This is a genomic window from Paenibacillus sp. FSL P4-0081, assembly GCF_000758565.1.
In the GTDB taxonomy this organism is placed as follows: domain Bacteria; phylum Bacillota; class Bacilli; order Paenibacillales; family Paenibacillaceae; genus Paenibacillus_AQ; species Paenibacillus_AQ phytohabitans.
This window is the reverse complement of the sequence record NZ_CP009280.1, coordinates 7,415,851-7,430,176: the sequence shown is the minus strand read 5'-3', so window position 1 is coordinate 7,430,176 and position 14,326 is coordinate 7,415,851. Positions and strand designations below refer to the sequence as shown.

Annotated in this window: 10 protein-coding genes; all 10 read left to right on the top strand. The window is 54.5% G+C overall.

The genetic code is table 11. The features are described 5' to 3' along the window. Nucleotides 1–3 precede the first annotated feature (3 nt). The 10 genes from P40081_RS31515 (at nt 4) to gatC (ending at nt 14,315) form a co-directional block, all read left to right on the top strand. Nucleotides 4–3,246: a DUF6259 domain-containing protein gene (locus P40081_RS31515; protein ID WP_042139990.1), complete on the top strand. Its 3,243-nt coding sequence runs from the start codon at nt 4–6 to the stop codon at nt 3,244–3,246. Nucleotides 3,247–3,287: 41 nt separating this feature from the next. Next, nucleotides 3,288–4,910: an extracellular solute-binding protein gene (locus tag P40081_RS31510; protein WP_042139989.1), complete on the top strand. Its 1,623-nt coding sequence runs from the start codon at nt 3,288–3,290 to the stop codon at nt 4,908–4,910. Between the two features lie 18 nt (nt 4,911–4,928). Next, entirely contained in the window at nt 4,929–5,837 is a 909-nt protein-coding gene (locus P40081_RS31505) for an ABC transporter permease (RefSeq protein ID WP_442950218.1), read from the top strand. Nucleotides 5,838–5,851: 14 nt separating this feature from the next. Further along, nucleotides 5,852–6,733 carry a carbohydrate ABC transporter permease gene (locus P40081_RS31500; protein WP_042139988.1) on the top strand — a complete coding sequence of 294 codons (882 nt, stop codon included), beginning with the start codon at nt 5,852–5,854 and terminating at the stop codon, nt 6,731–6,733. A 34-nt stretch (nt 6,734–6,767) separates the two neighbouring features. Beyond that, complete coding sequence (locus P40081_RS31495) at nt 6,768–8,837, top strand: TIM-barrel domain-containing protein (RefSeq protein WP_042139987.1); 2,070 nt, start codon at nt 6,768–6,770, stop codon at nt 8,835–8,837. 9 nt (nt 8,838–8,846) lie between these two features. Continuing rightward, nucleotides 8,847–10,364, top strand: coding sequence for an FGGY-family carbohydrate kinase (locus P40081_RS31490; protein ID WP_042139986.1), 1,518 nt, complete (start codon nt 8,847–8,849; stop codon nt 10,362–10,364). 13 nt (nt 10,365–10,377) lie between these two features. Next, complete coding sequence (locus P40081_RS31485; RefSeq protein ID WP_039303072.1) at nt 10,378–11,256, top strand: class II fructose-bisphosphate aldolase; 879 nt, start codon at nt 10,378–10,380, stop codon at nt 11,254–11,256. A gap of 34 nt (nt 11,257–11,290) precedes the next feature. Then, nucleotides 11,291–12,340, top strand: coding sequence for a DUF4432 family protein (locus P40081_RS31480; RefSeq protein WP_042139985.1), 1,050 nt, complete (start codon nt 11,291–11,293; stop codon nt 12,338–12,340). A 19-nt stretch (nt 12,341–12,359) separates the two neighbouring features. Next, a complete protein-coding gene (gene araA / locus P40081_RS31475) occupies nt 12,360–13,853 on the top strand; it encodes an L-arabinose isomerase (protein ID WP_042139984.1) in 1,494 nt (497 codons plus the stop codon). A gap of 174 nt (nt 13,854–14,027) precedes the next feature. Next, nucleotides 14,028–14,315 (top strand): Asp-tRNA(Asn)/Glu-tRNA(Gln) amidotransferase subunit GatC, encoded by a 288-nt coding sequence (gatC, locus tag P40081_RS31470; protein ID WP_042139983.1) that lies wholly within the window; start codon nt 14,028–14,030, stop codon nt 14,313–14,315. Nucleotides 14,316–14,326 lie beyond the last annotated feature (11 nt).

The window sequence follows — 14,326 nt, the reverse complement described above, 5'->3', positions numbered from 1 at the left end:
GTAATGATCAATGTTGTCAGAAGAACAGTGATGGTATGTGTGGCGTGTATCCTTTTGTGTGGCAGTCTGCCGGGTCTTAGTTTTGCAGATACAGCTAATGTGAAGGTGACGATTGATTCCGGCACGGCCGCCATCGACTTCACCTATGGAACGATAAATCTGGCCCGCGGCAACGAAGGCAAGCTGACCGGTATCCGCCATCTGGCGCAGAACAATCTGTGGAATGATACGGCAGCTTCCACCGTTTCAGCGAAGAGAGGGCATGTCACCTATGAACACACCTGGGGCTCGGGCACTTCGCTGGCTGAGCTGGAGACGACGGTTGCCCGTAAATATGACGGTACCTTGACCGTCAGCCAACATGCGCAGACAGAGCAGCCAGGCATATCAGGCGTGCAATGGGGATTCATTATCCCCGATACGTATGATCTGATTATTCCTGCACTGGGCGGGATCCGGCTCACTGCCGAATCACCGGACGCCGCCTATGGCTTCTCCCAGTTCACTTATCCCGATGTCTGGGAGGCGCAGATGTTTCTTGTGCAGGGGGCAGAGGGCGGATTGCTGGTTCATGCGGATGACAATGCCGGTTTCTTCAAAACATTGCATGTGAAGCATGAGAACGGCAGCTTCTATGTTGGAATAGAGACGCAATCGCCCGCTCCGTTTCAGCAAACGACCAAGTCGGTCTCCACGGATTGGCGGCTTAAAGCCTACGCCGGTGACTGGGCAAAAGGATCGGCGATGTACCGGGAGTGGGCAGATGGCGCCTTCGGGTTAGCTGAATCTTCCGCGAAGGCACCGGATTGGGCCAAGGATATCGGATTCACGGTACTGACCGATCTGGAAGACCAGCCGATGCTGGAGGAGCTTGCACAGCGGGTAGATGCGGAGCGGACGCTGCTGGTTGTTCCCGGCTGGAGAGCGGACCCCTATGATGTGAATTTTCCCAATTATGAGCCGAAGCCGGATATCGCAGCCAGGATCGACGCTGCCCAGGCGCTGGGATTCCGCGTGATGCTGTATGTCAATATATTCGGAACATCATTTAACAACGATAATTACACACAGATGCAGCCCTATCAGGTGAAGGATCCGTTCACGCTGGAGCGGAAGCGCTGGGAGTATACAGCAGGATCGGAACAGATTTCATTTGCCGTTATTAATCCGGCGGCGGAGGCGTGGCGGGAACTCTTCGTTAACAAGATGACTGCCCTGGTGAATGAGGTCGGACCGGACGCGCTGCACCTGGACCAGTCGCTGCTCATGTATAACGATGCCAACGGCCTGATTGACGGCAACAACATGATGCAAGGCAATATCGCCCTGCACCGCGAGCTTAGAGAAGCGCTGCCGGATATCGCCTTGGGCGGGGAGAGCCTGAACGAAATCACGACACGGTATGAGTCCTTTGCGCAGCGCCATGCCTATGGCATCTTCTCCGCGAGCGGAACGTGGGATGACAGCAAAATCAATCAGGTGGTTCCGGCCAGCTCAGCGATTTTTGCCCCGTATACGACTATTTACGGTCATCCAGATCATGCGAACCCAATCACGGAGGATTATTTCATGGCCTGGCATAAGGTCGTTCAGAACCGGCTCGGGGCCATTCCCATGCTCACAAGACCTAATCTGGGCCAGATCGCCAATCCTACCCCGCTGATGGAACAATTGCTGGATGAAGCGGGCTGGTACCAGAGCGCACAGCCTACAGCCGATTTCAGCAACATGTCAGATCCCACTTTGTTTGCTTTCAGGACAGCAAACGGCGGCAGTGCCAAATATGTGCGCGATTCCTATGGCGAGAAGCTGACCGCCTACGACGGGAACCCTTCCGGCGGGGGCACCGACATCATGCGTTATTTGTACGGGGCAGAGACCTATCCGTTGCCGGGAAGCATTCCGGGGTGGCTGCTCTATGACGAACAGAAGCTGTTCGGGCTGGACCCGGACAAAACGTATCTGTATTTGAACCAGGTCCGCGATCCCGACGGATTCCATGTCTATGAGTGGCCGGAGGATGTGGCGCTAAAACGGCTGTCCAGCCGCTCCACCCACACCACCATCGTTATGGACGACAAGCTTCAGTCCGGGGATATAGATCTGCTGAATTACGAGGGACCGGTTAGAGCAGGAGAGGTTCTGGGAGACGGTACCGTCCATACAACCGCTGCCCCGTTCCCTACCACGGGCGGATTCTCCTACTCCTTCCCCGGAGGAGGAACTGTGCAGCACTGGGGCGACCGGATCCTGGCCCATCCGCCTTACGCAGGACAGTGGCAGGGCGGGCATACCTGGCTGGAATTTGATATCAGTCTGCCCGCAGCAGCGGCAGCGAGCTTTCAAGCCGGTGTACAGCTGGGCTCCGAGCAGAACGTTGCGAGCAGTGACGGTGTCACCTTCAAGGTATCCGCTTGGGATAAGGCAGAAGCGCCTGGGGACCGTACGGTGCTGAGTGAAGAGCAGTTCAGCAGAAGTGCCTCACCTACAGCCATGGAGCTGGATTTGTCGGAATTAGCAGGCAAAGAAGTGACCCTCCGGCTGGAGACGCATCCCGGTGTGACGGTGGACAATGATTCTGCCGTATGGGTGGCACCTACGGTAGCCGTCGCAACTTACGGCGGCAACCGCAGCGTAAGCTTCAAGGTGAACAGTCCGCTGCCCTTAACTGTGGTGCAATCCAGCTACGGAGCAGCCTCGTCTGTAAGTCTAGGTAACAATCACTACGAAATTACAGCACCTGCCTCGGGTACGGTGTATCTGATTCACAACGTGTCTGCTCCTGTGCAGCTGCCGTTATCGTTACCCGGAGCTCCATATCATTCGAGCCTGGTGTTCGAGGACGGAAGCGAAGGGCAAGCCCAGTCTCCGTTCGGCGGATTCCCGGGAAGCGGCTCTGTACTGGGCGTTGAGAAGCAGGGGCTGGATGCCCACCCGCCGCAGCACGGGCAGACGCATATTGAATATGCCTTGAATTTGCCCGCTGACACGCAGGCTGTACTGCAGGGATTCGCCGGTATTAAGGACGGATCGGATGACTCCCAGGGCGCCGGCTTCCGCATAGCGGTGAACGGAACGGTAAAGTGGTCGCAGGATATCATGCCGGGCGGGGCCTGGACGCCGTTCAGTATCCCGCTGGCCGAATATGCCGGAACTTCGGTCATCATCACCCTGATCACTGATTCTTTGGGCGACTACGGATATGACAGGGCCTTCTGGGGCCAGCCGGCTCTGATTGTGCAATAAAGAGATCATGCAGAAACCGAATATGAGGGGGAAGCAAAATCATGAGAAAAATTGCCGCTTTATCTATTAGTACCGTTCTTTTGGCCCTGACAGCCTGCAGCTCACCATCCAATACCAATACCAAAGACACTGCCAGCTCCAGTGCCGATCCGAAGCAACCCATTGACCTGCGGGTAGGCCGTTATTCCCTGCCCACCTGGGGGTATCCCGCAGGGGATGATTTTGCGAACAACATCTGGTACCGGCATTATGCTGACAAGTTCAATCTGAACGTCATACACGAATGGACAGCTCTGCAGAATGAATACAATGAGAAGTTGAATATCGTTATTGCCTCGGGCTCAATCCCGGATATCGTCATTGAAGCCTCCACCAACCAGCTGGAGACCATGGTGAAGGCCGGTATGACAGCGGATCTCACCGATGTTTTCGAGGAGCATGCTTCTGATTTGACGAAGGAGATTCTCACCGGTGACGGCGGCCTTGCAATGGATTCGGCTACCTTTGACGGCAAGCTCATGGCTTTGCCTTACACGACCTCGGTCATCTATGAACCCAGTCTGCTATGGGTGCGGCAGGACTGGCTGGATAAGCTGAACCTGCCTGTGCCGAAGACCATCGACGATGTGATAGCGGTGGCCAAGGCCTTCAAAGAAAAGGACCCGGACGGCAACGGCATCGACGACACCGGCGGGCTGGCATTCAGCAACTGGCTATTCGACGGGATTACCTCCACCACCGGATTCTTCAACGGCTACCATGCCTATCCGCAGAGCTGGCTCAAAGGAGATGACGGCAAGATCACCTACGGCAGCGTGCAGCCTGAAATGAAGAATGCCTTGGCTAAGCTCAGAGAAATGTATCAGGCCGGCCTGATTGATCCTGAGTTTGGCATGAAGGATACGACGAAGGTAACGGAGGAGGTCAGCGGCGGCAAATACGGCATCAGCTATGGACGCTGCTGGAACGTATACATGTACGGTACGGGCCTGGAGGGCCAGCCGGATATGGTCTGGACTCCACTGGCGGCTCCAAGCGCCGACGGCGAGGATGTATTTGCCAATGTAGGCACAACCGTGGTGAGTTACTATGCGGTGAACAAAGACTATAAGCATCCCGAAATTCTCGTCCAATTATTGAATGATTACAACGAGATGGCTTACGGTCCGAACCGGAATGATCCCGAGGTCAAGAAATTCTTTGCTTTCGAAAAAGGGCAGACCATTGTGGAACAGGGGCACTTGTCCCTGGCCCGGACCCTTACGACCGATGATGCTACCGTGAAATCTTTGGAATACCTGATCGAAGCCATCGAGAAGCGCGATCCCAGCAAGCTGGATCAGGCTCTGACCGAGACGGGGAAATACGAACCGAGCGTAGCTTATCTGGACGGCAAGGGGACCGGCTATATGGAATATCACCAGGTCAAAGCCTTCAAAGCGATTGTGGAGGGCTATGGCACGGATCATCTGATTCCCCAGGCTTATGGAGGCACCACGGAAACGATGCTGAACAAAATGGGCATTCTGGGCGATTATGAACGTGAAATTTTCACGAAGATCATCATGGGTGCGGAGCCTATTGACGCCTTCGATACCTTCGTATCCGAGTGGCACAAGCTGGGCGGCCAGCAGATTCTGGACGAGATCAACGCCAGCTTGTGATGAAAGGGGTAGCCTATTGTGAGAGCTTTGCACCTGAAGAGCCGCTTCAGACATGAATTACCGTACCATTTGTTTTTGATACCGGGAATTATACTGGCTGTTCTATTCTGCTATATCCCGATGATGGGGATTGTGATGGCCTTCCAGAACTTTAGCGTGTTCAAGGGCTGGCTTGCGGGTCCATGGGTCGGGATGGACAATTTCCAATATATTATTTCCATGCCCCGCTTCGGGCAAGTCATGTATAACACGATCTATATTTCGATTTTGAAAATTGTATTTTCATTGATTGTGCCTATCGTTGTTGCGCTGCTGCTGAACGAAATGCGCGGCCAGAAGCTGAAACGGGTGCTGCAAACTGCGATGTACCTGCCTTATTTCCTGTCCTGGGTGGTGCTCGGCGGCATCATTCTGGATGTCCTCAGTCTGGAGGGGGTGATTAACAGCCTCATCCAGGCCTTTGGCGGAGAGCCGGTGGGCTTCCTGTCCAGCAACCGGCTGTTCCCCGGCGTACTGGTCACTACTGAAGTGTGGAAGAACTTTGGCTTCAATACGATTATCTATATGGCTGCGCTAACCTCCATCAATCCGGATTTGTATGAAGCAGCCATGATTGACGGAGCCAGCCGCTGGCGGCAGATCTGGCATGTTACGCTGCCCGGCATTCGTCCTACGATCATTCTTCTGGCTACTCTCAGTCTGGGCAATGTGCTGAACGCCGGGTTCGAACAGGTATTCATGCTGCTCAATCCGCTGGTGGTCGATTCCGGCGATATCCTGGATACACTGGTCTACCGGCTGGCCTTCAATCAGGCGCAGTACAGCGTAGCGACAGCCGTAGGACTGTTTAAATCGCTGGTGTCTGGAGTACTTATTTCAGTCTCCTATTATATGGCCTATAAGTTTGCCGATTACCGCATTTTTTGAAAGGGGGAGCAAGGGTGAAATACCGTTTGAACGGCAGCACCGTGTTCGCAGTATTCAACAAAGTGTTTCTCATTCTCTTGGGAATCCTCTGCATTGCGCCGATTGTCAATACGTTAGCCATTTCCTTCAGCTCCGCCTCGGCGGTGGCGATGGGGAAGGTACGGTTTTTTCCGTCGGACTTTTCACTGGACGCTTATAAATTTATCGCTACCCGTCCGGAATTTCTAAGATCCTTGGGCGTGGCTGTGATCCGTGTGCTTGTGGGCAGCGCCCTGCAGATGCTGGTTACCTTTATTTCAGCTTATCCCCTTTCCAGGGAGAACAGGGATTTCAGCATGCGGACGTTTTATGTATGGTTTTTCATGTTCACCATCCTGTTCAGCGGAGGCATTGTTCCCCTGTACATGCAGGTGAAATCCCTCCACATGCTGGATACCATGATGGTACTGGTTCTGCCGACAGCCCTGGCGGTCTTCAACATCGTTCTGATGATCAATTTCTTCAGAGGACTGCCCCGGGAACTGGATGAGTCCTTCCGCATAGATGGAGCCGGACACTGGACCATCCTGTGGCGGTTATATTTCCCGCTGTCGTTGCCTGCTTTTGCGACCATTCTGCTGCTGGCTATGGTAGGGCATTGGAATAGCTGGTTTGACGGAATGATCTTCATGAACCAGACCGAGAACTATCCGCTCGCCACCTATTTACGCTCCATTATTGTCAGCTTCGATTTCAGCAATGTGAGGTCTGAGGACGCCGCACTCCTGGCCAGCATCTCACCGCGCACGACCAAGAGCGCGCAGATCATTCTGGCCACGTTGCCCATCTTGTGCGTCTACCCTTTTTTACAGCGTTATTTCGTGTCTGGTCTCGTCCTGGGAAGCGTGAAGGGATAGTTCCAAAAACTATTTACAGTAGGAGAAATGGATTATGCAGAAAATTGCCAGTGGAATCTTTAAGCTGACCTTCGGAACACCCGAAGAATTTACACCGGTATCGGTATTGAAGCCCGTCATATGTCTCGAAGCGCTGAATGCGCTTGAAGATCATCCGCTTCCCTTTCTAAGGGAGGACATTCAATTTCAACCGCGCCAGGGCTCCGTATTGCTGGAGATTCCCTTGGAGCCGGAAGAGGAAGTATACGGTTTGGGCTTACAGCTTAAATCGTTCAGACAGAGCGGCAGCAAGAAGAAGCTGCGAACGAATTCCGACCCGTCCGCGGATCTGGGCGACTCCCATGCGCCGGTTCCCTTTTATGTAAGTACTGCCGGTTATGCCATTCTGGTGGATACGGCCCGGTACGCGACCTTTTTCAGCGGAGGGTGCAAGAGAGTTGGCAGCAGGCAGGATCTGGAAGGCTTCGAATCGGCAGGCACCGAGAAGGGGCACTGGGAAGTGAAAAAGGGAAGCGGCAATATGCTGGTGGATATCCCTGCGGCGCAAGGAGTAGATATTTATGTGTTTTGCGGCGGGGATATGAAGGACGCGGTCAGCCGCTATAATCTGTTCAGCGGCGGCGGGGCGTTACCTCCGATGTGGGGATTGGGAGTGATGTACCGCGCCGACTGGCATGCGGATCAGGAAGATGTCCTGCAGTTAGCCCGGCAAATCAGGGAAGATGAGATGCCCTGCGACATGTTTGGTCTGGAGCCCGGCTGGCAGACGAACGCCTACTCCTGTACTTATGTGTGGGACAGCAACAGATTTCCGGATGAAACAAGGCTGATCCAGGATCTGAAGGATATGGGGTACCGGCTTAATCTGTGGGAACATGCTTATGTGCATCCTGATAGTCCTGTCTTCCCGGAGCTGAAGCCTTATTCGGCCGACAGCTATGTATGGGACGGTCTGGTGCCGGATTTCACCCAAGCTGAGGCCCGGAAAGCCTTCACGGACATCCACCAGCCCTTCATCGAGGCGGGGTTGTCAGGCTTCAAGCTGGATGAATGTGATAACGGCGATTATATCGGCAACTGGGGTTTTCCCGATTTCGCCCGTTTTCCGGGAGGCGCGGACGGGGAGCAGATGCACAGCTTGTTCGGCCAGCTCTATCAGCAAACGATGCTCGCCCCGTTCAAGGCAGCGGACCGCCGGACCTATGGACAGGTGCGCGCTTCCCATGCGCTCGCGGCGCCCTATCCCTATGTACTGTACAGCGACCTCTACGACCATGAAGACTTCGTACGGGGGCTGGCCACAGCGTCCTTCTCAGGTCTGCTCTGGTCGCCGGAGGTCCGCCAGACAGCAACGAGGGAAGAGCTGCTGCGCCGGATTGGTGCTGTGATTTTCTCGCCTCTGGCGGTGCTTAACTGTTATATGATTCCTTCGCCGCCGTGGAAGCAATTCGATCATGACAAGAACCATGCCGGTGAATGGCTGGAGGATTGGCCGCAACTGGCGCAGCAATGCAGGAAGCTTCTGCAAATCAGAATGAGTCTGATTCCTTACCTGTATGCCGCATTTGGCAGATACCGTCAGCAGGGGGTACCGCCTATACGTCCCTTAGTGATGGATTACCCGGGTGACTCTGAGGTGCTGGATTGCTTCGACCAGTTCATGGTTGGAGAGGATCTTATGGCTGCTCCTGTTGTCTATGGTAACGGTGACACACGTAAGCTCTACCTGCCTCAAGGCCGCTGGTACGAACGATTGACCGGAGAGTGGCTGAACGGCGGACAATGGATCACCCGCCAGGTTGCTGAGGATGAAGTTCCTCTGTATATCAAACAGGGCGCGCTAATTCCTTGGGCAGAGCCCGTTCTATGTGTCCGGGACGACACCGTTTTTAATATAGAGCCTGTTCTGTACGGTGCGGAAGCAGGGGAATGCTCGCTTTTATGTGATGATGCAGTCAGCTATTCCATGATTTCTGAGAGCCTGCCTTTTGCCACAATTAAGGTGACCCAAGAAGGCGGTCTGAGCATAGAGGAACAAGACATAATCTCTGAGCGCTATAGGTTAGCCGGTGTGAAATACGTCCCGGATGGGGAAAGGGGCTGAATCGGGGACATGGCCGTCGATCTCATAGGCTTAGATATCGGGTCAACAGGAACGAAATGCCTGATTATGGCTCCAACGGGTGAGGTGCTGGCCCAGGCATACAGGGAATACCCCATGGAATCGCCGGAAAGCGGCTGTTATGAGCTGAGTCCGCAGCGGGTGTGGGAAGCGGTTCAAGCTGTGATCAGTTCCGCAATGATTAAGTATGACCGACCGCCTGCCATGCTTGCCGGACTGTCCGTTTCTTCCTTTGGGGAGGCTGCCGTTCTGCTCGACAGCGGGGGCGGCGTGCTTGGAAACAGCCTGCTGTATATTGACAAGCGGGGAAGCGAGCAACTGGAGGTTTTGGTGGAGCATATCGGAGAAGAGAACATCATTGGCAAGACGGGTCTTCATCCCCATCCGATGTACACCCTCTCCAAATTGATGTGGTATCGGGAAAAGCGGCCGGACATTTATGAGCGGCTTCATACCTTTCTGCCGTTTGGATCATTTATTCTCTTCAAGCTGGGTGCAGGACCCGTGATCGACTATTCGCTGGCATCCAGAACGATGGCCTTTGATGTTCACCGGCTTGAGTGGGATGAGGAGATTATCCGGGCGTCAGGCTTAAGGAGCGGGATATTTCCCCAGGCGCTGGAGCTTGGATCACGGCTCGGCCGGATTTCACCTGCAGCGGCTGAGGCGCTGGGGCTGCCTGCTCACCTTCAGCTGGTGCTCGGCGGACATGACCAGGTATGTGCTGCCATTGGCGCGGGAGTCACGGAAGAAGGCTCGGCCGTAGACGGCATTGGCACCGTAGAGTGCATCACGCCGGTCTTCCATACCATGCAGGTCGATGACCAAGCACTTGCACTCAGCAAGCTGGCGCTAGTTCCTTATATCCAGGGGAGTTATACCACCTATGCTTTTAATTTCACCGGCGGCTCCCTGCTCAAGTGGTACAGGGACCAGTTCGGTTATGAAGAGAAATGTGCGGCAGATGAGTCCGGCCGGAGTGTCTATGAGATTATGGGCGAGAGCGCCGGAGAAGGTCCTACAGACATTTTGGTACTGCCGCATTTTGCCGGCACAGGCACACCTTACATGAATCCGGCTGCGGTTGGGGTCATCGCGGGCTTGAATTTCAACACCACGAAGGGTGAACTGTACAGAGCCTTGATGGAGGGCGTCACCTATGAGATGAGGCTCAATCTGGATTGTCTGGAGCAAGCGGGTATGCGTATCAGAGAACTAAAGGCCTGCGGCGGCGGTGCCAAGTCCGCCCTGTGGCTGCAAATCAAGGCGGACATCATGAACAGGGCCGTCATCGCCCTTGATATCGAAGAGGCGGGTATTCTAGGAGCGGTTATTCTGGCCGGGGTGGCGCTGGGAGTGTTCCCTTCCTATGCAGAAGCTGCCCGCCGTTTGGTGAAAATGGGCACTACCTTCTATCCGCGCCCTGAGAACCGTAGGCACTATGACGAGAATTACGCCAAATATAAACGGCTGTATCAAGCAGTGAATAACGTCATGTCGAACCCATAGGAGATGCTGAAGAATGCCATTAGTGACCCTGAAAGAGTTAATGAAGGATGCCGAAGCCAAGCGTTATGCCGTCGGCGCGTACAATGTGATTAATTTGGAGATGATCCGGGGAATCATTGCCGGGGCCGAGGAGGCGCGCTCACCGGTCATTCTGTCCTTTGCGGAAGTGCATATTCCGCTTGTTCCGCTGGAGGTGATCGCTCCAATTATACTGGCGGCTGCGAGGCAAGCGCAGGTTCCCGTTGCGGTACACCTGGATCACGGCCAGGATCACGAAATTCTGATCCGGGCGATGCAGCTCGGCTTCTCGTCGGTGATGTTCGACGGTGCGCATCTGCCGCTGGATGAGAATATCCGCCAGACCAATGAAATCAGCAAAATCGCCAAGGCGCTCGGAGTTTCCGTAGAAGCCGAACTTGGCAAGATTCTGCGTCCGGAGGGCGGCGGAGCGGAGGAAGAAATAGAAGAATATGATCCGGACGATGTTTACACCAATCCCCAAGAAGCACAAACCTTTATTGAACATACCGATGTCGATGCGCTCGCCGTTGCTTACGGGACTGCGCACGGTGTTTATCTGACAGAACCGGTTCTGGATTTTGAGCGTTTGAAGCTCATCAAAGAGCTTACCGGCCTGCCGCTGGTGATGCATGGCGGGTCCGGACTGGATGAAGCCGCCTATATCACCTCCATACAGTGCGGCATCCGCAAGCTCAACTATTATTCCAATATGGCGCATGAAGTGGCGAATACCCTCCAGGCGAAATTGGCGGCCAACAGCGCGAAGCAGCACAAAAGCTATTATCATGACATATCCAGATGGGCTATGGAAGCAGTGCAGCAGGATATTGTGCGCACGATGAGAATTTTCGGGAGTGCCGGACAAGCCTGAGGCTTGCCTTCCCGGGTGCAGGAGGAATGGCGGTATGGCAAGACTTTATGGCAGAGAATGGACCCGGCGCGAGCTGGAGGCCAGAGTTGGCCGAATAGAGCAGCTTGCGGGAGTGCTGCCCTTTGTAATGAGAGAGGGGCCGGAGGCCGGTCAGGAAGTGTTCCGCGTGCGGACGGGCTCAGGCCTCTCCTATTGGGTGCATCCCGGGAAAGGAATGGATATCTCTTTGGCTGAATTTTGCGGCATTCCGGTTAGCTGGTCTGCCGCCAACGGCGATCCCCATGCTGCTTATTTCAGGGAAGAAGGGAATCATTGGCTGCAGACGGCTTCCGGCGGTTTGCTGATGACTTGCGGCTTGTCACAGGCGGGTGCGGCCGGCCGGGACGAATACGGAGCTTATGGATTGCATGGGCAGATCCATCATACACCCGCACGCCAGGCTTCATATCAGGCGGAATGGCAAGGCAATGAATATGAGATGCGCCTGCGGGGAGTCGTAGAGGAGACGTCCATTTTTGGACATAAGCTGCGTTTGACCCGCACGATTACAAGCAGGCTTGGAGAGAACAGTTTGCAGCTTTGCGATAGCGTGGAGAATGCAGGCTTTACCCCGGCCCCGCATCTGATGCTGTATCATTTCAACTTTGGCTTTCCGCTGCTTGCAGAGGATACCCGGATCATCTTGCCGGAGAGCAGCTGTGCTCCGCGTGATGATGATATGGAGATATCAGGGATACATGAATGGCAGGCGCCGGATCAACGTTTCAAGGAACAAGTGTACTACCATGAGCCATTGGAGCGGCAAACATACATCTGCGCTCAAATCAGCAGCCCTTCTTTTCCTGTACCCGGCTTATCCTCTTCTGCGGGAGGCCTGACGGCAGAGCTGAAGTGGGATCAGCGGACGCTGCCCAGACTGGTGCAGTGGAGAATGCCCGGAGCAGGCGAACATGTGCTGGGACTCGAGCCGTCCAATTGCTGGACCCGGGGGAGAGCGGAAGAGCGCGGAGCGCATTCTTCGAAGCTGCTTGAGCCTGGAGAGGCCGTTCATTACGAAATTGAATTGAAATTCAAAACGAGTTGAACAAACGGAGGAATTTGATATGCTGCAGGCTAAGCCTTATGTATTCTGGTTTGTCACAGGGAGCCAAGGTTTGTACGGAGAGGATGTACTCGAGCAAGTGGAGGAGAATTCCAGGAAAATGGTGGAGGAGTTAAACCGCGAAGGGGGCCTTCCGTATCCGATCCAATTCCGCGAAACGGTTACGGCTCCGGAAGCGATTCTGCGAGTTTGCCTTGAAGCCAATTCCAGCGGGACCTGCGCGGGGGTGATCACATGGATGCACACCTTCTCTCCGGCCAAAATGTGGATCTCGGGGCTGACCCAGCTGCGCAAGCCGCTGCTGCATCTCCATACCCAATACAATATCGAGATTCCCTGGGACAGTATTGATATGGAGTTTATGAACTTGAACCAGGCGGCGCATGGCGACCGTGAGTTCGGATTCATCGGCGCCCGCCTGCGCATGGCCCGAAAGATTATTGCAGGCCACTGGAAGGATGAAGAGGTGCGTGCAAGAATCGGAGGGTGGATGAAGACGGCGGCGGGTTATACCGGGAGCCAGACGATGAGAATCGCCAGGTTCGGCGACAATATGCGTGATGTCGCGGTGACGGAAGGCGATAAGGTGGAGGCGCAAATCAAGCTGGGGTGGACGGTCAACGGTTATCCGGCCGGCGATCTGGCTGAACGGGTTCGGAGTGTAAGTGATGCCAAGCTTCGTACGCTGATGGATGAATACGCCGAATTGTACGATTTTACGGATCAGGGACGTGCCGATGGCGCTGAACGGGAAGCCATTCGTGAACAGGCGCGGATGGAGATTGCGCTGAGCGAATTTTTGGAGGAGGGCGGATATACAGCGTTCGTGACCAGCTTCCAGGACCTGCATGGACTGAAGCAATTGCCGGGGCTGGCGGCTCAGCGGCTGATGGCGGCAGGCTACGGCTTCGGCGGTGAAGGCGACTGGAAGACGGCCGCGCTGGTACGGATGATGAAGATTATGGCCGGGAATCAAGGCACCTCTTTCATGGAGGATTATACGTATCATCTGCAAAAGGGCAATGAAATGGTGCTGGGTTCCCATATGCTGGAGATCTGCCCGTCCCTGGCTGCCGACAAACCAAGGATTGAAGTGCATCCCTTGTTTGTCGGCGGGAAGGAAGCTCCGGCGCGTCTAATATTTGGCGGCGCAAGCGGCACAGGAATCAATGCTACCCTGGTGGATATGGGCGACCGGTTCCGCCTGATCGTCAATGAAGTGAATGCCGTACAGAATGAACATAGAATGCCTCATCTGCCGGTAGCGCGCCTCCTCTGGCAGCCGCAGCCGTCCTTGACCCGTGCATCGGAAGCCTGGATTCTGGCCGGGGGTGCACATCACTTCGCCTTTTCCTTCCACACAACGAGTGAACAGCTCCGGGATTGGGCGCGCATGGCAGGAATCGAGTGTCTTGTCATCGACGCCTCCAGCACCTTGATTTCACTTGAAAATGAGCTGCGCTGGAATGACCTGTATTACAGGTTGAATCATTAGCCGGATTAAGCTTAATCAGTCAAGACCCGCTTCCTGCCACAATCAGCAGGTGCGGGTCTTTTGCTGCATATATCTCCCTCCATCGACAAGCGCATTGAATTGTAAGGCCGTCTACAATATAATTAAAAACGTTATCCGGGCGCTTTAGCCCTTTAAACAGGAGGGATATTCATTATGAGCATCACCGTCAAAGATGTGCAGCATGTGGCCAAGCTGGCCCGACTGCAATTAAGCCCGGAAGAAGAGGCTACCTTCACCGAACAAATGAATGCTATTTTACAATATGCCGAGAAATTGAATGAGCTGGATACTGAAAATGTAGAGCCGACCACTCATGTGCTGCAGGTCAGTAATGTGATGCGTGACGATGTAGTCAAGGAGAGCCTGTCCCAGGAGGCAGCGCTGCTTAACGCACCGGAAGATGAAGACGGACATTTTAAGGTTCCCGCTGTTCTGGAATAACTAAAGCCTGA

Excerpts from the sequence above, each read along its gene's own strand:
- P40081_RS31485 (WP_039303072.1), top strand. The coding sequence starts at position 10,378 with ATGCCATTAGTGACCCTGAAAGAGTTAATGAAGGATGCCGAAGCCAAG.
- P40081_RS31495 (WP_042139987.1), top strand. The coding sequence starts at position 6,768 with ATGCAGAAAATTGCCAGTGGAATCTTTAAGCTGACCTTCGGAACACCC.
- P40081_RS31510 (WP_042139989.1), top strand. The coding sequence starts at position 3,288 with ATGAGAAAAATTGCCGCTTTATCTATTAGTACCGTTCTTTTGGCCCTG.
- gatC (WP_042139983.1), top strand. The coding sequence starts at position 14,028 with ATGAGCATCACCGTCAAAGATGTGCAGCATGTGGCCAAGCTGGCCCGA.
- P40081_RS31480 (WP_042139985.1), top strand. The coding sequence starts at position 11,291 with ATGGCAAGACTTTATGGCAGAGAATGGACCCGGCGCGAGCTGGAGGCC.
- P40081_RS31490 (WP_042139986.1), top strand. The coding sequence starts at position 8,847 with ATGGCCGTCGATCTCATAGGCTTAGATATCGGGTCAACAGGAACGAAA.
- P40081_RS31515 (WP_042139990.1), top strand. The coding sequence starts at position 4 with ATGATCAATGTTGTCAGAAGAACAGTGATGGTATGTGTGGCGTGTATC.
- araA (WP_042139984.1), top strand. The coding sequence starts at position 12,360 with ATGCTGCAGGCTAAGCCTTATGTATTCTGGTTTGTCACAGGGAGCCAA.